Below are 24,484 nucleotides of genomic sequence, written 5' to 3'. Positions count from 1 at the left end.
TTTTTATAACCTAAAAGTAATATTTTTGATTCGGGTCTATATCATCAGCCTTTATGAAGGTAAATTCATTAATAAACGTATAAGTTTCGGGATATCAGTATTATTTAGTACACCATGAAATAACTGAGAGTTTGGACCATATGCGAATAATGGGACCATGTTACTGGTGTGGCCTCCTGTACTGGATTGGTATCTGACACGTCTGTCTAAAACTCCTGCATTGAGCTGACTGGCAATCAGTGAACCGATCTCCCACCCGACTTTATACTCAGGAATTAGAACGCCTTGCTCATTTGTCATGTTTTGAATTAATTTAAATATTAATTCATCATGAATATCGATACCCGAATATTTCTTGATAATGGATTTTACAGACGCTGGCTGATATGGGAATTCTTGAGAAGTTTGATTTAAAACTGATGCTATATATGTGGTAGATGCAGAGATATTTTTTAGTTTCTGAATATCCATTGGTTCGGTTACAGAGAACCCCATTGTCTCATGGTCAGATAAAACAAGAATTAATGTGTCTTTTTTCTGTTGACTCCACTCCCAAGTCTGTTGAATTGTCCGATCAAATTCAATCATTTCTTTCCATAGGCTTGTAAAATCAGCGCTGTGGGAAGCATGATCAATTCGACCTGATTCAACCATCAAGAAAAAACCATCTTCAGATTTCTCTAATACTTGGATGGCCTTTGTTGTCATTAACGACAATGTTGGTTCTTGAGTATCCAACATCTGTCGATCTAAATTGAAATTGAGGAATGACTGATGAAACAGACCAATTAATTTTTCTGAATTAGATATATTCCCAAGTTCTTTTTCATTTTGAACAAATGTGTACCCTTTCTTTTCAAATTGAGGTATCAAATTCTCACCATTTTGGTATTTGGCACCAAAGTACTTCATTCCACCACCAAGGATAACATCAAAATTACTGGCCAAAAGCTGTCGTGCGACCTGGGGTTGACCTTGATATCGTTCGTGAACACTGGCAGTGAAAGAAGCTGGTGTAGCATCTGTGACTGTACTGGTTGTAACTATACCGACTTTACGGCCTGATTTCTTAAAGTCATCAAGAATGCTGTCTATTTCTTTACCATTGGGGTCAATACCGACCGAATGGTTATTGGTTTTCACACCTGTCGCAATTGCAGTCGCGGCAGCGGCAGAATCAGTCACATGGTTATCGTGAGAGTGAGTTTTGATTAAAGCAACATGAGGGAAAGACTCGATGAATAGTGAACCATGTTTACCATATTCGAACTGTCTGGCGACTTCAATTTGTCCTAGCCCCATACCATCACCAATAAAAATAATGATGTTTTGGGGCGGTGAAATTTTTTGAAGAGAACTATGATTTAACGGAGAAGATATTGTAGGGAAAGGTAGAATGCTTATAAAAAAGAAGAGTATAATTTTTTTCATCATTATAAATATCTCATAATTTAAATAGATGACATGAGCAATCCATACTCATGTCAATATTCACTATACTGTCGTTAATTAATTTATCATTTGATAAATATCACGGTTGTAATTTTCAATAACCAAATTTCGATCAACTTTTTGGTTTTTGTTGAGCGGAAAAGGTTCAGAGGAACACATGAATTGTGAAGGAATTGCATAGTAATTTAAATGTTCCTTGCAAAAATCAATTAAAATTTGTTTTTCAATTTTTTTGTTTCCATTGAACTCAATAATACAATCTAGCCTGTTTCCGATTTGAGGGTCTTGAACAGGAATAACAACGGCCTGAGAAATGTTAGGATGCTGATTGATGGTATTTTCTACTTCTACGACAGAAACACGGTTGCCAGCGACTTTGATTGTCCAGTCCAGACGACCAACATAGATGAGTCCATCTTCAGAGAGCTTTACAATATCTTTGCTACGGTAGTATTGATTTCCATCTGAAAGTTTCACAATACTGTCGTCATCAGTCTGATTGAGATATCCATCCATCATCGTATCGGAAGAGATTAATAGATGCCCTTCTTTCACTTCTTTATGCTCATTGTGAATATCAACAATTTTAAACTTCACATAAGGTAGAGGGAAACCAAATGAAACATGTTCTGTTTTAACTCCGGGATATATCTTAGCTTTAAATGCGGTATTCGTTTCAGTTGTACCATAGTATGAAATGAAGGTCGCGTTTGGAAATGGTCCCCGTAACTTTTCAAGTAAGTTATCCTCCATTGCTTCACCTGCAAACATTAATAACCTGATTTTGGTTAGAGGTTCAAGGAAGTCAAACTTTTGATAGATGCGCAGTAATGAGGGTACAGAATTCCAAATAGAAACATGATGACGGGAGCATAAGTCATTTATGAGTACTGGATTTGAACGCTCAGATGCAGTTGGTATAACCAGTGTTGCTCCTGTGATGAAGGCAGAGAATAATTCAAAGAATGAAAGCAAAAAACCAAATGGTGCATGATTAATTAAAACATCATCACTGTGAATTTGATAATCGTGTTGGCAAAATTGAATATATTTAAGAATGTCAACGTTCTTAATTGATACCGATTTTGGCATACCTGTTGAACCCGAAGTAAAAAGAATAAATGAACTCTTTACTTTCGGTTTAACATCAAATGAAATGTGCTCAATATTTGAGTAATCAAGTGTGCTGATGTTATAAATATTCATATTGTCAAATGTGGATTTAACATCAGAAATTAAAGATGAATCAGTGATCACAAGGGAGGTGTCATGACTATTGATTAATTTTTTCATCCGATTTAAAGATGTTTTTTTATCAAATGGTATGACTGTTTTCCCAAGTAAAATCAGTGAGATAATTGTCATGGCACAGAGATCTGATTGTTCCATGATAACAGCTATACGTTCGTTGTCGTTTACCGCTGGGTGTTGTGATATTGATAAGGTAAATTGATTCACCTCAGAAAAAGTTGTACTTTTATTTCCATAGATTAAGGCTGTTTTTTCAGCATGATTATTCATTGTGTTAATAATAGTACTTTCTAACATGATTAATCCTCGCTCATTGCAATATCATTCATGACTCGTGATCCATATTGTCTCAATAAATGAATGTTCTGTAAGTCATGGTGTTTTGAAATGATGTATTCTCTATTTTCTTTGTCTGTTTTTATATTTAACTTTTCCTGACGCTCGTGTGGAATATGAAAGGCTTCGATATTTTTATCGACACAAAGGTGAATGCCTTGCTTATGAAGTCTGATCCCAAGTTCGACGTCTTCTCCTCCCCATGAGGTGAAATACTCATCAAAGCCTCCGGTTTGTAAAAAGTGAGGTTTTTTTATGGATAAATAACATGACCAGAAAAATATCCACGGACAAGGAAGAACGGATAGGTCATAACCATATTTCGAAAACTGAGCAATTCTCTCATCGATTACATCTGGGTCAATTTCATGATTATGATCGTGTTGGGATGAATGTAAATCACCGTGAACGATTCCGATGAGCGCACCTGCATTTTCTTGATGATAAAGATACTGACGTTCGATTGCATCTGGCGGAAGAATAACTCCCGTATCAATGAAGATCAGAAGATCAGAACGTGCGATGCTTGCTGCAAGATTTCTGGCTCTGGCCACTGCAAATCCTGTATCTTGATGATAAATAAATTTTATTTCAAGCTGACCTTCAAAAGACCTGATTAGTTCCAAATTATCTTCAGAAGAACCATCATCGCTGACAATCACTTCAAAGCGATTATGGGTTTGGCTGACAAGGCTTTGTAGAGTTTTTCGAAGTAAGTTCACTCTATTATATGTTGGAATAATAACAGACGCATTATATTTAATTTGATTCATTGATTATGACCTTGCCAAATGTTCATGAACTACAATCAGAGTAATTAATCAAACCATTCATTTCTGTTTGGCCGACATAAATTGCTCGATAGATAAATGGCAGCAGATATTGATACTCACTAGCGATTTCATTTTGCTCGATAGGAAAAATCTGCATCGTGATAGTTTCAATTGCTTTCTTTATCAAAATATATTGATATGGTTTCTGTGATGAATTTTGTAGAGATACCTTTTTGCTAAGGTAGCGAGAGCCGATAATGAACCCAATCAACCAAAAGTGCCAAACTTGATGAGCATTGAAATCATTCATAATTCTTTCTGCTATATCTGTATTCCATGTTTGTAGGTCAATATTAAACAGATGAATCAATTCATGGGGGGTGAGCCCAAGTATTTTCAAGTTATGTTCAATATTGAGTTCTTTCCAGTTGTGATTTTGACTGCCGATTGCTTTATTACTTTGCCATTCTTCTCGAATATTTTTATATAGACAGAGTTTACTTCTTGAATAGTGTGGGATCATATGATCGTTTATTTGAGATAAATTAAGATGATCAAACCAATCTCTAGGTGATTCATTGACAAAACAAGAAGCAATTCTCTTGCCTTGAAAGTTGTTTCCGACTGAGCTTTGGTGTCCTATATGTTCAACAAGACTCGGTGCACTCAGTAGAAGTGGGTATTCTATCGTCGTTAAGAACAATCGCATAACATCATCATCAGCATCGCCGATTTTAGCTGCTCGTGATGAAAATTGGACAAATTCTTCAGCCAGCTTTCGTGGCATTAGGATGGCTAGACATGGAGAATATTCAGGAACCGCTTTTACGATGTTGCAACCTTGCATGACGGCAAGCCGAATGGACATGCCGTTTCGGCTTGAAGAATTTGCGTAAAATCCGATTGGATGTTGAGGAAAACGTTCGGCAATTTTTTTTACATTGTGAATGAAGTCCTCTGTTAACTTAATATCATCCTGAAGTACTAAATGATGTGTCGATAGCTTTGAAATTTGTCGCCATGCCACTGTTGCAGTGCGAATTGTAGAGTTTGACCCCCAAGGGTCAGGGTCGACAGCCATTTGTGCATCAATATCTCCTAATGATCTTAAGATTCGATTGGCGAAATAAATTCTTGTGGGATGTGTCATCACACTTACAGAGAGAATAGTTTTTTCCATCACATTTCTTCTGCACATTTTTTATTAATACACAGGTAATTCAATGTTGACTTTAATTTATTGGATGTTTCCAAAAACTCTTCCTGTGGATTTGACTCTGGGATTAAACCGGCACCAGCTTGTACATAGCTTTGGTTTAAGTATTTAAACACTGACCGAATAGGTAAGGTAAAATCAGATTTCCCGTCTCCCTTGACAAAACCAACAGCACCTGAGTAAATTCCTCTCTGCTGTGTTTCCAGATCAAGAATACAGCGGATAGCTTCTTCTTTGTTAATGCCAGATACAGTGACCCCTGGTGCTATTTCTCTCATTGCATCCCAGATAGAACGTGATGGTGAGAGTTCACCATTGACTCGTGATGAAAGGTGTTGCACTGATGAATATTTTTTAATTTCCATGAATTCTGTAATTGAAATAGAATCTGGTTTGCAGACCCTTGCCAATTCTTGCTGTGCTAACAACACAGACATGGCATGTTCTTTGACTTCTTTAGCACTGTCTCTTAATTCTTGTGCCATTTCTTGATCGTGCTTCTCATTTCTTCCCCGTCTTCTTGTACCAGCGAGAGGATTTGTAGATATATGTCCGGTTGAATCAGAGTTGAATAATATCTCTGGAGAAAATCCAAAACTTTGAACATCGCCTAATGTCATATAGAATGAGCGATTCCAAATTGAATTTAGATAGCCATTGACAAAACTTTCGGTAAAGTCAACATCCTCATTTACAGGAACTTTTCTTGAAAGGATCATTTTTTCAAGTGAATTCAATTCCATGTCATTAATGGCATGTCTTGCAGAGGAAATATACTCATTCTTATGATTTAGGAGCACATTTTCCACTTGAGATTCAGAAAGAGTTCTTTTATTTTGCGTCATTGATTCTTGGAGAGAAATCAGAAGTGGACTTTCAGAAAGCAGGCTTTCAAGATACATTTTTTCAAAGTTATCCAGAATATAATGTTCTTTGGGAACAAAAAATATCGCATCATTATGTAAGTATTCTGGGTATTCATTGATAATCCCGCAACAAGCTTCAAATGATAGGTAACCAAAAGCATACTCATCTGTATTTAATTTTAAACACCATTGTTCAATTTGCGAGAATGGGTCTGATTTTGTTTGATGATCAAGGAAAAAACTACGTTTAACGCCCAGTGCTAAATGTAAGTGATTGCCATCGTGATAGATAAAAAATCCATCATGACTATATTTTTTTTCGATTGACTTTGCGAGTTCGAATAGTGTGTATTGATTGTTCATGTGATTAAGATATCCTTAAGTCATATTCATTTTCAGATGGTTTTTCAAATAATTTCTTTAATTCATTAAACATGCTTTCTGTAATTATGTAACTGTTTTTTGAATGTGATTCGGAGCGTTTTATTGCCCTTTCTTTACATGTATTCATGTCAGTTGATAGAAATATTCTCTTTATGTTTATTTCGTTTTCATTTGCCCATTCATAAAACTTTGATCTATGCTCTTTCGTCCAAAAGCCAAAATCAAATATTACACTTTGATTATTGTTTAAAAGTTGAATTGCTATTTCTTTAAACTTCTCTTCAAAAAATGAATGCCTTTCATGAAATTCAATCCGTGACATGCTTTCACCGAAAAGCGGTATCATCCACTCGTCCATGGAAAATCGAATGGCTTTTTCATTTTTTTCTATCTTTTTAGCATAAGTCGTCTTTCCGCTGCCTATAAAGCCGCAGAGCATATACAGTTGTGACATAAGAATATTTTTAATTAGTTTAAGAATGTTTGATGAAATGTTTTCTCAGCACTGAATGTTTTAGACCATTCAACGGCTTCCGTTGACATTTGATGAAATGTTTCTTCACAGTTAAGTATTTTTTCCGCTTTCTGAAAGAATTCTTGATCATTTCTGAAGAGCATGGATTCAGGAACAAGTTCTCTGTAACAAGCAATATCAGGTGCAAGCACAGGGGTACCAAGTGACAGGCAATCCAGAACACTCATCGACCAAACAGCACCTTTACGGAAACTCGCAATTGCCAATCGTGCAGATAAGATCTGATCACAATATTTATCCCGATTGTATCCTTCATTAAATATTTCACTGAAGGGTAATTCCTGAATGTGAGATTTTATCTGAGAAACATACGGGTCAAGTCTATTTCGCTCACGACTACGCGACGGCATTGGGTCACAAACTTTCAGTGTAAAATTAGTTTTCTCACTGAGAAGAGAAATTTTTTCAATGAACTCTTCAGTCCCATAATGTTTATATAAACGATGATTATAGATGATCTCTCTGCGGCGCAATTTATCCGATTTCACCATCCTTGAATCAACAGGAGGTGGAGAGATGAAAACCTTACATGAGAGGTGTTGCATATTGTATGTCTCTAGCACCTTATGCATGAGCTCTTTTGCAAAGTTACTTTGAATGAATAGTTTATCTGAAGAAAATACACCAGAAACAATACTCATTAGTAGTGTTTCTGAAATTTTCTTTCCACTCATTGCTGAATCAATATTGAACTTATCACCATTAGGCTCAACGGGTAAATAATGAATATATGAGTATATCTGGCAATCTTGCTGTTTTGTTTCCAGAATAGCTCGAATTATTGGTGCATATTCAATTTGATTATTGAATATTGTATCTGGCTTGACTTCATCAATTATTCTGCTGAATTCATCCCATGGAAATTTATATCTCGATTCATACTTGCTTCCCCCAATATCTAAATAGATTTTCTCTCCAGGAAAATCGACCTCCCTAAATGCAGGAATATCTGGTCCGATTAAAGAAAATGAAAAATTATGTTGCTTTGCTTCCTTTGCCATGAGGCATTGAAAGACAAAACCAGAATCACAATTGATGTCATCAATGTTTGATATGTTTAGGATAGATAATATTTTCAACTTAAAACTCCATATATTGAATAATTTCTTGAGCTACATCTTTCACATATTTTTTATTTGAAAGTACTTCTAAATGGTCACCAGAACATGTTTTTTTAAGGAGTGTCCCATTGATATAATGATGCCAGTCGTTAGCTGAATTATCGAACTTACTATCTTCTGCCGAAATATAAAGAGCATGGCCATTAAATGTGGACATGACATGATTGTTCATTGCGTCATGACATCCTTGACGAATTTTGAATTGATTTTCTATTGCATGATAATCGATTGATATTGGGAATATTTTTTTTCGTATGCCATCTTGATGAAGAATTTCAAGGCACTCTTTCTGATTCTTATTTTTATATAGATTTAAATCAAGAACAAGTCCTTCCGTAGAATATACAATGTCAATATAATGCATTAAATCCCAAGGTGTATTTAATTCTTTAACATCAATGTCAATTAATACTAGTTTGGTGATGTAACCTTGCTTTTCTAGTCGGCAAGCAATTTCATGGGCAACAAAACTGCCAAAGGAGTAACCAATAACAGTGATGATATTTTTTTCTTTTCTTTTTTCAATATTAAGGATTTGCTCAAGATAGTTTGAAATCATGAATTCCATATCTGATGAAACAGCTTCATTCCGTCTTAGGCCTGAAGCTTGAATGCCGAAGACTTCACCATGTACTGTTAGTTCTGTGGCCAAGTGTTCAAAATTCTTAACAGTGCCATTAATACTGTGAACCAGATAAATTGATTTATGGCCCTTTCCACCCATATTGACAACATTCTTTAAATTTTCTTTATTATGATCTCTGGTTAATATGAATGAGGCGAGTGCTGCCGGGCTTCTATATCTGAAAAGATGATAGGGATTAATATTAATGTCAGTATCTGACTGAAGATTTTCAACAAGTTGACTAGCTTGAAATGTATGCCCACCTGAGATAAAAAAATCATCATTATCTGATATTTTCTGATCACCTAACACTGATTGAAAGGCGGAAAGAATAAGTTGTTTGATCTCAAAATATTTCTCCGTAATACTCTTTGCTAGTACTTTCGGTGTTCTGTATCTATATATGTCTACAAGGTCAATATTGACTCTTAAACTAAGTGTGAGCTTTTCTGCTAGATTCATTGCTGAAAGAGAATGGCCACCATTTTCAAAAAAATCGTCACTTTCTTGGAGCGATACATTATCGAGGCAGTCTTGAAAAACCTTTGTAATAACTGACTGAATAACATTCACGTGATTGAATTTAATGATATCTTTTATGTCGCTCATCTGATTCTCTGTTACTTCTTCATAGAGAACCTGATGGTTGATAAAAATAGTCGAGTTATTCTGTCTTTCCGATTCTTTTAACGCATGAATGGTCTTCGAAACTCCCCACTTTAGACTGATGACAGAGATAGATTCTCCCTCAATGTTTAATTCACACACACGATGGATATCAGTGGTATTACTCAGAGTTACATTATTGAGTTTGATGTTCATACATTCCTTCTATTTTCGAAAAGCTTAAGATTGTCATGAAGACTGCAAATATAATTATTACGTATGGCGAACTATTCAGGATTAGTGCAGGGAAAATAAACATTGAGATAGCACTACCTCCTCTGAAAATTAAACTACATGAAGTTGAAACCTTAGCGTAATTTTTTCCTTGAACAAGTCTGTGTCTTGATTCCCAAAATAATAAATTAGAAATGCTTTTTATTATCGAAACATAGAGTAAGCTTAATGAAAGTAAGTAAATGTCATCTAAATAAAGACTGACTGATAGTAAAAATGTAATTGAAAAAGTAATAAAAAATCGATTTTTATATAAGTCAATTCTTATATATTTACAGTATGTCGACCCAATTAATTGACCTACGGATCCAACGATTGCAACTATAGTAATGAAAAAACCTGATACATCATCTCGAGTGATAACCTCTTTGATAAGGAAAAAAGAGAAAACAGCTTCAAAAGAATTGAAGAAAAATCCAAATTTCAGAAACCAAAACATTGGTTTTATTCTGAAAACTTCTTTCATGTGACTGAAATCTAGTATGCTTTTATTTCCTGTTTTTTCTGTCCTTTTAAATTTAGTGATAGTCAGTAAGACAATGTCCATGACTGCTACGATTAGAAGAGTAGATGGAATGATGATTGAGACTTCTTTATCTAATACCATTAGTCCTAATAAAGCAGGTAGGGCAATTGTGATACTATTGCTTATCATTCCTTCAGTGGAAAGAAATGACATGACTTTGTCATTTTCAATTTCTTGCTTTCCTATTTTTACAATAAATATCATTTGCATTGCAGCAAGTGTATTTATTGTTCCAAGTAAGAATGCCCCTAATTTTTCATTAAAAATAAAGATCCAAAGGATATTGCAAAAAAATAGAAAAAGTGAGTTTATGATGAATATTTTGACTACATCATTTCTGTCCACAAGAAATGATGAGAAATAGTTGAGTACCAACTGTGTTAAGCTGATAAAAGCAATATAAAATGAAATGTTTTGAAAGGAGAAACCTAATTGATTTAAATAAACTGGAGTAATATAGCCAAGTACAAATAGTTTTGATTTTGTAACTACCATTTTTACAAGAAGCGCTTTGGAATTATTACTCGCGTAATTCATGGAATCTCTACAAAATGAATATTAATTTGAATGGCTGGGAGGATAAGGCACTCAATAAGCACTTAGTAGCCTATGCGTCTGGTTGTGTGTGTTTGGTCACACTGTAAAGTGTCTGTTTGGTTAAATATCGATCAGATTGTTTTTGTGTCACATTTTCGTCGCAAAATAAGTAAACTAACCATTTGTTATTCATCGCTTTTATCAGTGGCTGAAGAAGGCTTTGATAGATTTTGGGAATGATCTCTCAGGACTCAAAACTGCTTCTGTGCATTTTCGGAGGCTATGTACCGGACATGGGTATTGCAATTTACAAAACCTTTTGTTCATTTGCGATGCGCCAGGATTGTGTCGTCCGACTACATTGAATCTGGAATTGCGTGATTTCAGGTTCATCAGTACAAAAAGAGGAAAAATCAACATGTTGCATTAAAATTCCTATGATATTTTGAATTTATTTAGTGACGTGTTATTGATGAATTTCTTTCGTGATCAGTCACAAACTGTCACAAGGTGCGCAACTGGCCTGCGATAACATCAGGATAGGGATACATGGTGAAGGTAAGAAAAATGCAGCAGGTACGCGGGGATGATAAAAAATATACCCTTATGCTGGTGGAAGATGATCAGGAACTCGCCAGTTTGATTCGTGAATTTCTTGAAACGCATGAGTTCAGGGTACTGACGGTCGGCAATGGTCAGGATGCAGTCAGCCAGATTCTGGAGAAACATCCGGATTTAGTGATTCTCGATATCATGCTGCCGGGCATGTCGGGGATGGATGTCTGCCGCTTGGTACGGGAAGACTATAAAGGCATGATTTTGATGCAGACCGCTCTGGACGATGACATTGATCAGGTGATGGGTCTTGAACTCGGCGCCGATGATTATGTGATTAAGCAGGTTCAGCCTCGTTTACTGCTTTCCCGAGTCCGGGCCTTGCTCCGGCGGATGCAGCGAAATACAGGTGAAGAACGGGTAGAATCATTGGTTGTCGGTGAGCTGCATATTGATCTTCATCGTCGCACTGTTTTTTTCAGAAATCAGTCGGTTGATTTGACGACGGCAGAATTTGAGCTGCTTTATCTGCTGGCCCAGCAGTCGGGCGAGGTGGTCTCACGTGAAGAAATCATGCAGCAAATTCGTGGTTATGAATATGACGGGCTGGATCGTTCCATCGATCGGCGAATTTCCCGGTTGCGTCGGTCTCTGGATGACGATCCGGCAAACCCGCAACTGATTAAAACGATCCGTGGCATTGGTTACCAGCTCTGTATGTCGGGTCACTGAAGCATGGATTGCATCTGATGATTAAAGCATTTGCGTTTCTCTGGCTGGCGATCATTCTCCCTTTGCTTTTTCTCATCGTACCCACTGGGTTTGGCCCGATCAGTTACATGAGTGAGCGAATGATGTACGCGTTTTATGCCAAGGTATACGATGACACCTTATTGGTGATTCATGATGACTTAGTGAATCGGCCTCAGGCACAGTGGCAGGCTTATATTGATGATCTCAGCGAACAGTTCGGCTCTCAGCTAAAGCTGGTGCCTTTGGCGCAGTACGCAGGGGATGAAAAAGTGCTGAGCCGGTTCAATCAGGGGGAACTGGCGATGGCATTCAGTGATCCCACTGCGCTGCTCAAGCAGATTGCAGATAGTCAGTGGGTCTTGTTTTATGCCATGAATCTGTCTGAGAATGAGCTGATCGCGATTCAGTCACAAGGTGCGCTGTATATCCTGAAGCGTTCGGTGTTGCGCTTACCTGAAACGCAGTGGCCAGCTTATCTGAATTCCGTCTCAGTTGACCGGCCATTTGAGGCCAGGCTCGTGAAGACCGACGAAGTCACATTCAGTGATTCAGAGAAACGGCGGTTACTGAATGGTCAGGTGGTTGGCCATACACAGAATGATGGCAGTACGCTGCTCTATACCCGTCTTAATGATGATTACTTTATTAGTATCCACGATGTGCAGAGCCAGAACACGCAGCAACAATTGCAATTGAGTGTGATATTACTCTTTCTCGTGACCATTTCTGGTGCGTTACTCTTGTGGCTGTATCCGCTCTGGCGTGATTTAAAGCGACTGGCAAAAACCGCGGATGACTTTGGTGAGGGCCGATTGAGCCAGCGGGGTAAAGTTTCGCGTTGGTCTGTGATTGCCCAACTGGGCAATGCCTTCAACAAAATGGCAGATAACATTGAAAAGCTGATTAATGGCCACCGGGAACTGACGAATGCCATCGCCCACGATTTACGAACGCCCCTCTATCGGCTTCGCTTTGCCTTTGAAATGCTTTCTAATCGAGATATCAGGGAAGATCAGGAAGAAAACTACCGGAAAATTATTCACAAAAGTATTGATGATCTCGACCACCTCATCAACCAAACACTTTTGCTTTCCCGCTATAGTGTGAACAGCCAGATGGTGCAGATTTCATCTTGTCGGCTGGTTCCGATTTTTCAGCATGAAGTTCAGTTGCTTCAGGAAGAATTGGTTGATCTGACGGTCAGTTTCTCTTTTCCCTCTTCCCTGCAAACACAGTGCTTTTCGGTCGATCAAAGAGCCATGGTGCGTGTGCTCAATAACCTGCTGAATAATGCCGGACGTTTTGCTGTTCGTCAGATTCATCTAGAACTGAAACGGCAGGAGAATGACTGGGTTTTCACGGTTGAAGATGATGGACCCGGCATACCGGCGTCGATGTGGGAAAGCATTTTTGATCCTTTCACGCAGGTGGATAATCAGCAGCGGGATACCCGGCAGGGGCACGGCCTGGGGCTGGCGATTGTCAGGCAAATTCTTCTGTCGCACCGGGGAAGTGTATCACTCGATAACGCTGCCCTCGGTGGCGCCAGATTTACACTGCGCTGGCCGGTCGCGCTGAAAGCAACAGTACAGCCGGTTTCCGCGAAAGAAGCAGCGCAGGAGTCCGCCGTCTGAGCGCTTGTCTCACTTGGTCACAAACCGTCTCAGACATGGCCTGTTTTGTTTTTTCTCAGTTACTTAGCATGGGTGCCAGACATGCTTATCTGACGAGGAAAAACGATGAAACAACCAATGATTGCCCTGTTCGTTGCAGGGCTGCTTTCAGGCCATGTTCTGGCGAATGGGCCAGATTCTAAGCGACCGGGTTGGAGCGGTGAAATCAGTCTGAATGGGTTTGCCATTCACCAGCGCTCTCAGTTCAATACCCATGATGAGAATGCCGTGACGGAGGATCTGAATAACTCAGGAAAGACAACGGATGATACTGAGATTGCGCCCTTAGGCCGACTGCAATATACCCTTCCATCCGGACAAACGCAGTTTTTTATCGGACAAAGTCAGGATCAGGTGGCTGAAGGTCAGCTTCAGGCTGAGCTGGGTGTGACGCAAGTTTTTCCTGCGCTGGGTGAACTCACACTGGCCTATTTTCCGAAACTGCCGGGTCTGAATGAAACCTGGGAAGATCCTTTCCTGACCGGGGTTGCACGTCAGACAACCGACGTAACCACGCATGGTGGCCGATTGGCTTTCACGGCTTCAGCAATTCCCCTGACCCTGCGTTATGGCTTTGTTGATTATCAGCTGGATGGCGAAGATCTTTCCGGTCAGAGCCTGATGCTCAGCGATGCGCAGCGTCAGCAACTGCAGCGGGAGAGCCGGTTCCGGCAAGGGTCTGCAGAACTGCTGATGCCTGTGAATCGTGTACTTTCTTTGGTTCCCCGTCTGATCTACACCGAACGCAATGCAGATGGGGCTGCGAATGACTTTACGGCTTTAGGGTATCAGTTGGGAATCAACCTGAATTACCACCGTCACGGGTTTTATACAACGTTCCAGTACAGCGATGAAGATTACGACGGGATCAACCCGGTATTCGGTAAGAAAAGGGATACAACCCGGCTCAATGCCACGCTGGTTTACGTGTATCAGGGGTTGCTGGGGAATGAAAATCTGGGGCTGAATGTTTTGGGTGGGCTGGAAAAGAGCAACAGCGATATCAAATTTTATGAGACGGACTCCCATTTTATTTCCGCGGGGATCAGCTATCGATTCTGAGACCATTGGCTTCAGGAGAGCCGCGTCACTGCGTCTGAGGTGGTCACAAAGTGTCACACACGGTCTAACGATCACAACAGCGAATATTGAACGCTGGCATTAATCTGCATTGAGCCAAGTCATGATCTGTTTTTCAGTGGAATGAAGAGAGAATCTGCCATGCAAAATTCCCCGATACGCCCCTATGTTCTGAGCCGTTTGGTTCTGAGCAGTTTGCTGTGGATCACCACGATGCTTTTCGGTTGTGGTTCCGATGATTTATCGAAGGATGGTGAAAAGCTCACCAAACCGACCGTGGATGCGGGTCGGGACCAGGTGCTGACTTTACCGGTGAACAGCATCACGCTTCAGGGCAAAGTGAAAAGTTACCTCGATATCTATGATATTCGTCAGGTGAGCTGGAGCCTGGCGTCTGGCCCTCAGCCCGTCAATATCCTGAATGGTGATCGCGAACAAGCGACAGTCACTGATATTTCGATGGCCGGGACATACATCTTCAGGCTATGGGCAGAAGATTCCGGTGGTCGGGATAACGCTGACATGGTGAAACTGATTGTAAAACCTGCCACATTGGCAGCCCGGGCACTGAACGTTGTGCGTGATGAAACGGCGCTGGTTTGGTCGGTTATTGAAAATAACCCGGTTTTGTCTGAACGTATGAATCCCTCGGAGCCTGTGCCGGAAGATGTCACAGCTATGCTGGGTTCGTTGTCGATGTTTCAGGTTCTGGTACACAAAGATGGTGACATCACGCAACCGTATCGCCGATCTTCTTTTCTGAGTCAGCCGATTGATTTTCACCGGAAGGCGACTGGGGAAACTTTGCCAGGCAAGGCCTGGCTGAACCCGATAGCGGCGCAGAGCATCGCGACACAGAGCGGTGATAAAAATGCTTATTTGCAGGCTGTTGAGCATTACCTGCTGATGCAGTCGCTGAAGTCCTCGGATGGTGAGCATCCGATGTTTTACTGGGGGGAAACTGAGGACAACATCGGGGTAATGCTGGTCAGCCATCTGAATCAGCAAAATGAAGCGGAGATCAGGCAGCAGTTGGATCTGATTCTGACGGATCTGCAGCACACCCAAGCGCTGATTTTGGATCTGACCGGAAATCCCGGCGGCTCTTACCTGACAGCACAACTGATTGCCGAACGCTTTTTTACAACTGAGATGCCCGTCTTTGGCTTTGAACGCCCGGGAGGCTCTGTCAGCGTTGTTACCATCAAACCTGAAGGTTCGGTGCAATATCACCAGCCGGTATATCTGGTCACGAATCAGGATACGGCCGGTGCTGCTGAGATTCTGGCCCTGGCCGTTAAAACACAGCCACAGGTGAAACATTTTGGCAGTGCGACACAGGGAGCTTACGCAGAACCCTCGTATGTGGCATTGTCCGACTCATTTGGGGTGTCTGTGCCCGAATTCTGGCTGGTGGATATGAATGGAAATCGTCTCGACAAATCGGGGATTCTACCCACAGAATGCTCGGCAGAGTTCACGTCAGCCCATGAATTCATCCCTGCTTATGAACTGGTGTTTTACGGGTTCTGAGAGAGAAAATTTCAGCACAACACGCCGTCATGAGAGGCAGGACGAGGCGTGTTGTGCTGCTCGACGAAACCTGTTTTTCTACACGAATATTTCGATGTAATTTATAATTTTTAAATAAAATCAATCAACTATCGTCATTCCCGCGAAGGCGGGAATCCACTGTGCACGAGATGAAAGCAATCGACCGGATTCATTTTGTTCTCTCATCTTTCGCGCAGTTTATCTTTGAAAGTTACTGGCTTCCCGCCTTCGCCTGTCTTTCCGACATGAACCCTTCGATAAAAACCGATATGTTTTTTATTTAAAAATCAACTAATTACAGTCATTCCCGCGAAGGCGGGAATCCACTGTGCACGAGATGAAAGTAATCGACCGGATTTATTTTGTTCTCTCATCTTTCGCGCAGTTTATCTTTGAAAGTCACTGGCTCCCCGCCTTCGCCTGTCTTTCCGACATAAACCCTTCGATAAAAACTGATATGTTTTTATTTAAAAATCAACCAATTACAGTCATTCCCGCGAAGGCGGGAATCCACTGTGCACGAGATGAAAGTAATCGACCGGATTCATTTTGTTCTCTCATCTTTCGCGCAGTTTATCTTTGAAAGTCACTGGCTCCCCGCTTGCGCCTGTCTTTCCGACATAAACCCTTCGATAAAAACTGATATGTTTTTATTTAAAAATCAACCAATTATAGTCATTCCCGCGAAGGCGGGAATCCACTGTGCACGAGATGAAAGCAATCGACCGGATTTATTTTATTCTCTCATCTTTCGCGCAGTTTATCTTTGAAAGTCACTGGCTCCTCGCTTGCGCGGGGATGACAGAAGGAAGTGGGATGGCATGAGAAAACGGAGAAACAGATATCAGTGGGCCGGGTATGCCGACCAGCTGTTGCCGTCAAGTGAGACATATGGTTTGCCATTCACATCGATAACCGTTGAACCTTCGTTTTGTGAAACCCGAGGGGTTTCCGGCAGATTTTTGATCAGGCTGGCTGGGTCGAAGCGTCCGGTTTGATACGGATTCTGTGCCAGGACGTTACTGATAAGCTGCGACAGGGCCAGATGGCTGGCTGGCGCAGTCACGTGGACGGGTTCACCGGTGCGAACGATATCCTTGCCAAAGATTTTCAGCCCAACCGGAATATGGGTGATTGATTCAGACGGAATTTCACGCATGCCGGAAATCTGCATCCGGTCCCCTTTCATCCCGGCACCATGTTCCGGGATCATGACCACCACGATATTGCGTTCTGACTGTTTCAGGGTATGGAAGAAGGCATACAGATCATCGAGCAGGTGCTGCAACCGTGCTTTGTAGCTGGCCATGCTGGTCGAAGCATCACCACGAATCATCCGGTTGCCATCATGCAGAGAAATCGTGTTGTAGAGCGTGACGACTTTTTCACTGTGGTCAGCTTGCCGGTGTGTGAACCAATCTTCCAGTACCTGTCGGTCCCGGTAAATCGGCTTGCCGTCGAAGGCCTTCTGATAAGGTGTGAAGCCCTGTTGCGGCATCAAATCGGCGCTGACCTGACCATCCGTTTTGATGAGTTGCAGGAAGTTATCGAACACCCCGTCGTGGTTCATCACCAGATTCTCTTCAAATCCGAGTTTTTTCAGGTTATCAAACAGATAACATTGCTGTGACGGTGCGCCCGAGAACAGCTGGCTGTGCGTTTCCTGACCGCAGCTCGCACGTAGCAGGCGGATCACCGCCGGACCGCTGTATGAAGTGGCCGAATTGTACTGATCAAAGAGGACATCGAATTCCTTGAATAACGGGTGATCAGACAGCCCGGCGATTTCGATATCATCCCAGGCGACAGAACAGAGACTCAGCAGCAGCAGATCAAAAGGCACTTCGTTTTGCGCTGGGCTGTCAAACAGGACTTGCCGTTTGGCTTCGGTGTTAAAAAAGCCGGACAGATAAGTGTTCAGCGACGCATCATCGGTGCCAGCAGGGGATGTCACTGAAGTCACCGTCTTCTCGCTGACAGTCTGTCTTTCCGGTTGAGCAACCGCGGTCGGCACGTTGGCTGAAGGCAGGCTGATGAAGACGAGGGCTGCGACCACAATGACCGAGACCCGAAAGACGCGATCGAGCAGGATATAACCGGCAACCACGGCAAACAGTGCCAGCAGGGTCTGAAAAGAGATAAACCGGCCCAGCAGTTCCAGCAGATAGCTGCCTTCAAACTGCATGAGCTGACCTGCCTGAGCCCAGAGCCGATCCAGTGGGGGCAAATAGGAATCGTCATGCATCAGCCAGGCAGCCGCCGGAATGGCAATGACCAGACGCAGAACATGCAGTGCACGGGCTTTCAGCGGTAAAAGCAGAAAGACGACCAGCGCAAAGTTTTCCAGCGGGTGGAAGTCGATCGTTCCCTGCAGGAACAGAGCGATTTTGAGGATGAAATAAATGTTCCACCAACCCAGCCCCTGTAAGGGCTGAGCGGGGCGGGAAGTCAATTGGGTCGTCATGGGCGTTTCGTATGTCTTTGTTCTGTTAGTCTTGTTCAAAGTAGTGGGAACGTCTGAAATGGGTCCGATAGATCCGTTTCCCCAGGGTGGTCAGTTTCCGCCCGAAATAGCCCAGCATCAGGCCAATCAGCAGGCTGATGCCGGCGGTCAGGAGAAAGTCGTCAACATTCATGATTCACCCTGTAACTGAATGGGTTTAGACACGGCAAACAGCGAAACGACCTCAGGCCGTGCGGCAGAGCGTTCGGAAACCTGATGTGCTTCCATCGAGATATGTTCTGCGGAAGCAGAAACACAGACCGCCTGCTCGACAATAGTTTTCAATTCCTGCTCAGTATCGTGATGGCTGTGGATGATCCGCACATTGCGAAACAGATCTCGCACCGGAAAATCAAAAATGTTGTTCAGGGCTGTGTGAATATCGGTCTGGCGAATTGCACTGAACAGGACATAAAGCGCATCATGACAGGCTGTCACCACGTCGCCGTTTCGCCGGAGATGACACAGCCGCAGGCATTCATCTGCTGTCATGCCGGGCAACAGACTGAGTTTCACAAGGGCGAATCTGAGCTGAGATGGCGTTGAACGTTGCATGACCTGATGGCAGTACTGGGAAAATGCCTGATTCTCCAGATAACCCCGGTTTTCATAGCGCAAATCGAAAGACAAGAGTGCTTCTATGTCTTCCGGCAGCGAACGCACCAGCACTTGATGCTGAATGGCTTCAGCCTGACTCATGAGTCGGGCAAAAGGCAGATGATGCGGCACGATCAAATTCACGCCAGCTTTTAGCAGAAATGCTTCATCGCTGTATCGCAGGCACTGACGCGTTTCCCGAATGATGAGGTTCGGCTGGGGACCGTTTTTTTGTCTGAACCTGTAGCAATCGATGGCAAGCTGGCGGATCATCCCGGGTGAGTCACACCCCAGAATCAGCGTTGTGCTTCCCGGATACTCGGATTCGTTCAGTGCAGCCTGGTTGGAAGGCATGAGCTTTAATGGCTCGGTTGGCTGCTCTCTGTCATTCAGTGCTTCTTTGCTCAGAACAATGTGAGACTGAGCCGCATCCGTTTTGATGCGCGATGTACTGGCAGCTTTGGACGATGGGAGGACGATGAATTCTCCGGCGGCTTCCCGGTTCATCAGGCAGGTTTCATCGGCCCGGACACCTTGGCGGTTGGCCCAGAAAGCAATGTGGTACTGATATTTATTGGGGCTGACCGCTGTCAGGGTTGCCAGCCCGGCCAGCAAATGGCTGTACGTCATCAGAGCTGGCTTGAGTGAGGTGGCCAGCGAACCATACAGCCACACCGCGATCGTTATATTCCGCGCCGTTGCATCTTGTTTGAGCTGTTCGAGCAGGTTGCCAAGGCGCTGCTGCGATAGATTGACCAGCAGGATATCAGGAATCAGTATCGTCAACGTTGACTGCTTCGGCATGCGAATACGAAAAATATCCTGAATTATGTTTTCAACATTCAGTGAACGTTCAGAGATATTTTTTGTCAGGAAATAAATGCGATTCCCTTTGCGCTTTAGCGATTCGGTGAATTCAGGTAATATTTCATCGCTCAGGCCATGATAAAAGCTGTTTTTATCATTCAGGCATGTGAAAGTCATGTTTTGATTATGTTTATTTGTCAAAATCAGGTAATCGGTTGCAGCAGATTTATGCCCAAATAAATTAACATAAACCGAACGCTTTTCTTTTTTTTCAATAGGCGGCGTGCCTTGATAATTAGACATAAATGTTACCAATACTGCGTCATCCCAGCCAGAATGTGCCTTGTTCAAGGCGTGATGACTGGAGATGCCTGATTCAGACATCAAGAAAAGTGTGTCAAAAATAAACGCAGATCATATAGAATCTGCTCAAAAAGTGAAACTTTTAAAGAAGTGTTTCTTTTATCATCGCTATTCTCAGATTGCAGTCAACCTGTATGGATATGTTTTTATTCATATTCATTTGATTTTTTGTGTGAACGGTTGCTTATCGATTGGTTCTATAGATAATTATTTGAAAGATGATGATGAATATCCGGTCTCTATTTCTTCATGGCGTCAATTTTTAGCTTTGAAGACAGGATGTCGTTGTGTGATTTTTTTAAGAAATATGTGTTCTAAAAGTTAATAAAAGACAAAAAAATTAAAATGAATGCTTGATTGATTTCGGGAATCATTCTCATTGATTCCTGTGTGATTTTATCGTTTCTATTTTTACAAGTGGTGATCATTCGTGACCGTGCCAGCCAAAGATATTGATGCTATCTATGCGTCTTATAAAATGCCGCACCGTGATTATATTGAGATGACGGAAAATGAGACTTATGCCAATGCAAAGCGGAAATGGCTCATCTTTCGGGGAGACCCGACATTGTCAGCTCAGCCTCAGTCCTCGACTGAGCCGTCTGGTCGTGCGTTGCAAAATCGACACAGCCGTCAACAGAACCCAGTGAACATCAAATGAAACGCGTCGCGATTGTGAGTCTTCGGGGCGGTGCGGGTTCAAATACAGTCACAGCAAATCTGGCACAGTCTCTGGTGCATGTGCAGAAAGATGTGCTGGTGGTTGATGCTGATCCCGTCAATGTGCTCCGGTTGCATCTGGGTATGCCTTTCAGTGATACAGATGGCTGGGCCAGCCGTATCTGTGCGGCTGGAGATTGGCATGCGTCTGGCCTCGAAAGCCCGCATGGGGTGGCATTTCTGCCTTTTGGGCAACTCAATCAGCCTTTACTGAAACGTTTCATCGCGCAGCGAGAGGCGTCCCTCTCTGAACTGTTTTCATCACTGACCCGGGTGAAACGTGGCGAGGAGCGGGAGCATTGGCAGCTTTATCATTTAGTGCTCAGTGACCTTCAATGGCTGACCGAATTGAATCCATCTGATCAATTTGATTTGGTGCTCGTGGTTCTGATGCCCGATGCGATTTCTTATAGCCTGCTTCAACACCATATGGGCAGGTTTGAGGCATTCGCAGACACTGATCATCAGGCCCCCCTGAAGTTTGTGCTGAATCAGTTTCAGCCGGAAACAGAACTCAGCCGTGATTTCATGCTGGTGATGAAAAATGAGCTGGGTTCGCAGTTATCTCCGGTTGTTTTACACCGGGATATGGCATTGATGGACAGTGTCGCCAACCTGACGACAGTGCAGCACTATTCACCGGGCAGTCAGGCGGCCAGAGATTATCAGTCGCTGGCGCTCTGGTGTATTGCGCTGCTGTCGTCGAACTGATTCCTGATCCGAACATTGAGTTATGTTGAACGTCTTCAATCTCATTTTTAAAACTTGGGTGGCCGATCAGTTTCAGGTTCAGAAACAGGTTTTCGAACGTGAAGGTGGCAAACCGGCAACCATGCTGGGGCACCTTGTGCTCGGGTGCTGGCTGCTTGTTGCCTTTGTGCTGCTGAAGCCGGTCGTGGCTGGTGTGCCGGTATGGCGACTGCCACTTGTGTATTATCCGCAGATCAACTTTGCAGCGCCTACCTGGCTGGATCCGATCCGTTTTCTGATCCAGAGTCTGTGGCTGCTTTGTGTCAGGCAGCAGGCACCTCAGGATCTCAAAGATCGGTTGCTGACGTGGCTGGGGCGGGCTTATCACGGGCTGGGTCAATTGTTTTATCTGCCGTTGCAACGTTTCAGTCTGGTTGTCCAATGGCTGGAGCAGCAGGCGACAGAAGGCGATAGCAAAGCGTTCCGAGCGATTTTAAAAGAATCCGGCATGGGCAGCGTGGTGAATCTTCTGCTGTTGTGTGCTGTGGTGGTGCTGGCCCTGATTTGCTTTACCGTACCGTTCGGCCTGCAAGCACAAACGGTTTTTGTGCTGTTGCTCTGGGCGCTGGCGATGATGTTCCGGCGCATGCCCGGCCATTTTCCGACGCTGTTACTGATTATTCTGTCAGTGACGGCTTCCTGCCGTTACCTGTGGTGGCGGTATACGTCTACCCTGAACTGGGATGAGCCGCTGGCGCTGGGTTTGGGCAGCCTGCTGCTGCTCGCTGAAACATATGCCTGGCTGGTGCTGATGCTGGGCTATTTTCAGAACATCTGGCCGCTGAACCGCAAGCCGGTTGCCTTGCCGGCAGAGGTAAAATCCTGGCCGACGATTGATGTCATGATCCCGACCTACAATGAAGATCTGGATGTGGTGCGCGCTACGGTGTACGCCTCGCTGGGTGTCGACTGGCCGAAGGATAAGCTCAATATCTATATTCTGGATGACGGGAAACGGGACAGTTTTCGTGACTTTGCCGATGAAGTCGGGGTGCACTATATTCGCCGTCCGACCAATGAGCATGCCAAAGCGGGCAACATCAACTATGCGCTCAAACAATCGAGCGGTGAGTATGTTGCAATTTTTGACTGTGACCATATTCCGGCCCGTGCGTTTTTTCAGCTCACGATGGGACTGTTTCTTAAGGATCCAAAGCTGGCGCTGATTCAGACGCCGCATCACTTCTTTTCGCCAGACCCATTTGAGCGGAACCTGTCGAATTTTCGAAATATTCCGAATGAAGGCAATCTTTTTTATGGCCTGATTCAGGACGGCAATGATCTGTGGGATGCCACCTTCTTTTGCGGATCCTGTGCGGTACTTCGCCGTGCCCCGCTGGAAGAAGTCGGCGGAATTGCGGTGGAAACTGTGACTGAAGATGCGCATACCTCGTTGCGAATGCACCGTCTGGGGTATCACTCGGCGTACCTGAAACAGCCTATTTCAGCCGGTCTGGCGACAGAAACGCTGTCTGCTCATGTTGGCCAGCGGATTCGCTGGGCACGTGGGATGGCACAGATTTTCCGGGTCGATAATCCGCTGACCGGCAAAGGGCTGAAGCTGTCGCAGCGACTCTGTTATGCCAATGCCATGCTGCATTTTCTTTCGGGGATTCCGCGGCTGGTTTTCCTGACCGCACCGCTGGCGTTCCTGTTGCTGCATGAATACATCATTTATGCACCGGCGATGGCCATTGTGCTGTACGTGCTGCCACATATGATCCACGCCAGCATGACCAACTCGCGGATGCAGGGCGATTACCGTTACTCCTTCTGGGGGGAAGTGTATGAAACCGTGCTGGCCTGGTATATCGCCCGCCCGACCACAGTAGCGCTGTTTGCGCCGCATAAGGGCAAATTTAACGTCACCGCGAAAGGTGGGCTGGTCGAAGCATCCCATTATGACTGGGTGATTTCACGGCCCTATCTGGTGCTGGTGCTGCTGAATGTGCTGGGTCTTGGCGTGGGTGTCTACCGATTAGGCTGGGGGCCAGCAGATGAGTTCACCACAGTGCTGGTGAACCTCATCTGGACACTTTACAACCTGCTGATCCTTGGTGCTGCCGTGGCTGTTGCGGTTGAAGCCAAGCAAGTGCGCCGCGATCACCGGGTTGAGGTGTCGATGCCGGTAGCGATCCGACTGCATTCCGGCCATTTGCTTCAGGCTGTGTTGAAAGACTTCTCACTGGGCGGGATGCGGATTCAGCTGGCTGACGACGACAAGGGGCAGTTGGAAGCGCTGGCGGCACAGAAACTGGCGATTGTGCTGAGTCGCGGCAACCAGTCGTTTGTGTTCCCGGCTGTCATCGCCTTTGCCCGGGAGGGGATGCTCGGCCTGCAATTGGATCAACTGAGCACACAACAACGGATTGACTATGTGCAGTGCACTTTCGCGCGTGCCGATACCTGGTCGAAGTGGCAGCAGTCTTATGCATCGGATAAGCCGCTGTCGAGCATGCAGGCGGTGCTTCAGGTGGGACTCGACGGCTACCGGCGTCTGATCCGGCACGGCCCCAAAGTCCTTGCGACTGTTGTACAACTTGTCTTATCGGTCATTGATGTGATCGGGTCTCTCAGACCTCGTTTTGTCCCAAACAGGACTTAAAA

20 protein-coding genes are annotated in these 24,484 nt (G+C 43.6%); 8 read left to right on the top strand and 12 right to left on the bottom strand.

Features of this window, described 5'->3' with window-relative positions; translation table 11 throughout:
* Positions 1 to 51: 51 nt before the first annotated feature.
* The 9 genes from EA58_RS18035 to EA58_RS17995 all read right to left on the bottom strand — a co-directional run bounded on the left by EA58_RS18035 (position 52) and on the right by EA58_RS17995 (position 10,522).
* Positions 52 to 1,434 (bottom strand): alkaline phosphatase, encoded by a 1,383-nt coding sequence (locus EA58_RS18035; protein WP_036756122.1) that lies wholly within the window; start codon positions 1,432 to 1,434, stop codon positions 52 to 54.
* Between the two features lie 75 nt (positions 1,435 to 1,509).
* Positions 1,510 to 3,000, bottom strand: coding sequence for an AMP-binding protein (locus EA58_RS18030; RefSeq protein ID WP_036756121.1), 1,491 nt, complete (start codon positions 2,998 to 3,000; stop codon positions 1,510 to 1,512).
* A gap of 2 nt (positions 3,001 to 3,002) precedes the next feature.
* Positions 3,003 to 3,812, bottom strand: a complete 810-nt coding sequence (locus tag EA58_RS18025) for a glycosyltransferase (RefSeq protein ID WP_036756120.1) — start codon at positions 3,810 to 3,812, stop codon at positions 3,003 to 3,005.
* Between the two features lie 22 nt (positions 3,813 to 3,834).
* On the bottom strand, positions 3,835 to 4,992 hold the full coding sequence (locus tag EA58_RS21125) for a hypothetical protein (protein ID WP_051642198.1): 1,158 nt from the start codon (positions 4,990 to 4,992) through the stop codon (positions 3,835 to 3,837).
* On the bottom strand, positions 4,992 to 6,257 hold the full coding sequence (locus tag EA58_RS21120; RefSeq protein WP_051642197.1) for a chorismate-binding protein: 1,266 nt from the start codon (positions 6,255 to 6,257) through the stop codon (positions 4,992 to 4,994). Before EA58_RS21120 ends, EA58_RS21125 begins: the two co-directional genes overlap by 1 nt.
* Before the next feature lie 4 nt (positions 6,258 to 6,261).
* On the bottom strand, positions 6,262 to 6,732 hold the full coding sequence (locus tag EA58_RS18010; protein WP_036756119.1) for an AAA family ATPase: 471 nt from the start codon (positions 6,730 to 6,732) through the stop codon (positions 6,262 to 6,264).
* Positions 6,733 to 6,746: 14 nt separating this feature from the next.
* Positions 6,747 to 7,892, bottom strand: a complete 1,146-nt coding sequence (locus tag EA58_RS18005) for a glycosyltransferase family protein (protein ID WP_036756117.1) — start codon at positions 7,890 to 7,892, stop codon at positions 6,747 to 6,749.
* Position 7,893: 1 nt separating this feature from the next.
* Complete coding sequence (locus tag EA58_RS18000; protein ID WP_036756115.1) at positions 7,894 to 9,381, bottom strand: non-ribosomal peptide synthetase; 1,488 nt, start codon at positions 9,379 to 9,381, stop codon at positions 7,894 to 7,896.
* Positions 9,362 to 10,522 (bottom strand): MFS transporter, encoded by a 1,161-nt coding sequence (locus EA58_RS17995; protein WP_036756114.1) that lies wholly within the window; start codon positions 10,520 to 10,522, stop codon positions 9,362 to 9,364. Before EA58_RS17995 ends, EA58_RS18000 begins: the two co-directional genes overlap by 20 nt.
* A gap of 549 nt (positions 10,523 to 11,071) precedes the next feature.
* Between EA58_RS17995 and EA58_RS17990 the strand changes: the two genes are divergently transcribed.
* From EA58_RS17990 to EA58_RS21115, 4 genes are all read left to right on the top strand, one after another.
* Entirely contained in the window at positions 11,072 to 11,809 is a 738-nt protein-coding gene (locus tag EA58_RS17990) for a response regulator transcription factor (RefSeq protein ID WP_235199646.1), read from the top strand.
* A 17-nt stretch (positions 11,810 to 11,826) separates the two neighbouring features.
* Positions 11,827 to 13,464: an ATP-binding protein gene (locus EA58_RS17985; RefSeq protein ID WP_036756111.1), complete on the top strand. Its 1,638-nt coding sequence runs from the start codon at positions 11,827 to 11,829 to the stop codon at positions 13,462 to 13,464.
* A 105-nt stretch (positions 13,465 to 13,569) separates the two neighbouring features.
* Positions 13,570 to 14,565: a DUF2860 family protein gene (locus EA58_RS17980; protein ID WP_051642196.1), complete on the top strand. Its 996-nt coding sequence runs from the start codon at positions 13,570 to 13,572 to the stop codon at positions 14,563 to 14,565.
* A 159-nt stretch (positions 14,566 to 14,724) separates the two neighbouring features.
* Positions 14,725 to 16,116: a S41 family peptidase gene (locus tag EA58_RS21115; RefSeq protein ID WP_051642195.1), complete on the top strand. Its 1,392-nt coding sequence runs from the start codon at positions 14,725 to 14,727 to the stop codon at positions 16,114 to 16,116.
* 865 nt (positions 16,117 to 16,981) lie between these two features.
* On the opposite strand, the gene bcsG is transcribed toward EA58_RS21115, so the two are convergent.
* The 3 genes from bcsG to bcsE are packed head-to-tail and all read right to left on the bottom strand — an operon-like array spanning position 16,982 to position 20,221.
* The gene (gene bcsG, locus EA58_RS17970; protein ID WP_036756108.1) at positions 16,982 to 18,601 is read right to left on the bottom strand and encodes a cellulose biosynthesis protein BcsG; all 1,620 of its coding nucleotides are present in this window, start codon (positions 18,599 to 18,601) and stop codon (positions 16,982 to 16,984) included.
* A 25-nt stretch (positions 18,602 to 18,626) separates the two neighbouring features.
* Positions 18,627 to 18,773 (bottom strand): hypothetical protein, encoded by a 147-nt coding sequence (locus tag EA58_RS21905; protein ID WP_200872202.1) that lies wholly within the window; start codon positions 18,771 to 18,773, stop codon positions 18,627 to 18,629.
* Positions 18,770 to 20,221: a cellulose biosynthesis protein BcsE gene (gene bcsE / locus EA58_RS17965; protein ID WP_161781076.1), complete on the bottom strand. Its 1,452-nt coding sequence runs from the start codon at positions 20,219 to 20,221 to the stop codon at positions 18,770 to 18,772. The genes EA58_RS21905 and bcsE overlap by 4 nt, the downstream gene beginning before the upstream one ends.
* Before the next feature lie 190 nt (positions 20,222 to 20,411).
* On the opposite strand from bcsE, the gene EA58_RS21750 reads away from it, so the two are divergent.
* The 4 genes from EA58_RS21750 to bcsA all read left to right on the top strand — a co-directional run bounded on the left by EA58_RS21750 (position 20,412) and on the right by bcsA (position 24,482).
* The gene (locus EA58_RS21750) at positions 20,412 to 20,732 is read left to right on the top strand and encodes a hypothetical protein (RefSeq protein WP_161781075.1); all 321 of its coding nucleotides are present in this window, start codon (positions 20,412 to 20,414) and stop codon (positions 20,730 to 20,732) included.
* Between the two features lie 105 nt (positions 20,733 to 20,837).
* Entirely contained in the window at positions 20,838 to 21,068 is a 231-nt protein-coding gene (locus EA58_RS17960) for a hypothetical protein (RefSeq protein ID WP_036756105.1), read from the top strand.
* Positions 21,065 to 21,838, top strand: a complete 774-nt coding sequence (gene bcsQ / locus EA58_RS17955) for a cellulose biosynthesis protein BcsQ (RefSeq protein WP_051642193.1) — start codon at positions 21,065 to 21,067, stop codon at positions 21,836 to 21,838. The genes EA58_RS17960 and bcsQ overlap by 4 nt, the downstream gene beginning before the upstream one ends.
* Positions 21,839 to 21,860: 22 nt before the next feature.
* Positions 21,861 to 24,482, top strand: a complete 2,622-nt coding sequence (bcsA, locus tag EA58_RS17950; protein WP_036756103.1) for a UDP-forming cellulose synthase catalytic subunit — start codon at positions 21,861 to 21,863, stop codon at positions 24,480 to 24,482.
* Positions 24,483 to 24,484: the final 2 nt, after the last annotated feature.

This window comes from Photobacterium galatheae, from assembly GCF_000695255.1.
Classification (GTDB): Bacteria; Pseudomonadota; Gammaproteobacteria; order Enterobacterales; family Vibrionaceae; genus Photobacterium; species Photobacterium galatheae.
The sequence above is the reverse complement of the archived record's forward strand: the minus strand, read 5'-3'. Positions and strand labels throughout refer to the sequence as shown.

Bases quoted from the DNA above. Each gene is read 5' to 3' on its own strand.
- EA58_RS18035 (WP_036756122.1), bottom strand. From the start codon at position 1,434: ATGATGAAAAAAATTATACTCTTCTTTTTTATAAGCATTCTACCTTTC.
- EA58_RS18030 (WP_036756121.1), bottom strand. From the start codon at position 3,000: ATGTTAGAAAGTACTATTATTAACACAATGAATAATCATGCTGAAAAA.
- EA58_RS18025 (WP_036756120.1), bottom strand. From the start codon at position 3,812: ATGAATCAAATTAAATATAATGCGTCTGTTATTATTCCAACATATAAT.
- EA58_RS21125 (WP_051642198.1), bottom strand. From the start codon at position 4,992: ATGGAAAAAACTATTCTCTCTGTAAGTGTGATGACACATCCCACAAGA.
- EA58_RS21120 (WP_051642197.1), bottom strand. From the start codon at position 6,257: ATGAACAATCAATACACACTATTCGAACTCGCAAAGTCAATCGAAAAA.
- EA58_RS18010 (WP_036756119.1), bottom strand. From the start codon at position 6,732: ATGTCACAACTGTATATGCTCTGCGGCTTTATAGGCAGCGGAAAGACG.
- EA58_RS18000 (WP_036756115.1), bottom strand. From the start codon at position 9,381: ATGAACATCAAACTCAATAATGTAACTCTGAGTAATACCACTGATATC.
- EA58_RS17995 (WP_036756114.1), bottom strand. From the start codon at position 10,522: ATGAATTACGCGAGTAATAATTCCAAAGCGCTTCTTGTAAAAATGGTA.
- EA58_RS17990 (WP_235199646.1), top strand. From the start codon at position 11,072: ATGGTGAAGGTAAGAAAAATGCAGCAGGTACGCGGGGATGATAAAAAA.
- EA58_RS17985 (WP_036756111.1), top strand. From the start codon at position 11,827: ATGATTAAAGCATTTGCGTTTCTCTGGCTGGCGATCATTCTCCCTTTG.
- EA58_RS17980 (WP_051642196.1), top strand. From the start codon at position 13,570: ATGAAACAACCAATGATTGCCCTGTTCGTTGCAGGGCTGCTTTCAGGC.
- EA58_RS21115 (WP_051642195.1), top strand. From the start codon at position 14,725: ATGCAAAATTCCCCGATACGCCCCTATGTTCTGAGCCGTTTGGTTCTG.
- bcsG (WP_036756108.1), bottom strand. From the start codon at position 18,601: ATGACGACCCAATTGACTTCCCGCCCCGCTCAGCCCTTACAGGGGCTG.
- EA58_RS21905 (WP_200872202.1), bottom strand. From the start codon at position 18,773: ATGAATGTTGACGACTTTCTCCTGACCGCCGGCATCAGCCTGCTGATT.
- bcsE (WP_161781076.1), bottom strand. From the start codon at position 20,221: ATGACTTTCACATGCCTGAATGATAAAAACAGCTTTTATCATGGCCTG.
- EA58_RS21750 (WP_161781075.1), top strand. From the start codon at position 20,412: ATGCCTGATTCAGACATCAAGAAAAGTGTGTCAAAAATAAACGCAGAT.
- bcsQ (WP_051642193.1), top strand. From the start codon at position 21,065: ATGAAACGCGTCGCGATTGTGAGTCTTCGGGGCGGTGCGGGTTCAAAT.
- bcsA (WP_036756103.1), top strand. From the start codon at position 21,861: ATGTTGAACGTCTTCAATCTCATTTTTAAAACTTGGGTGGCCGATCAG.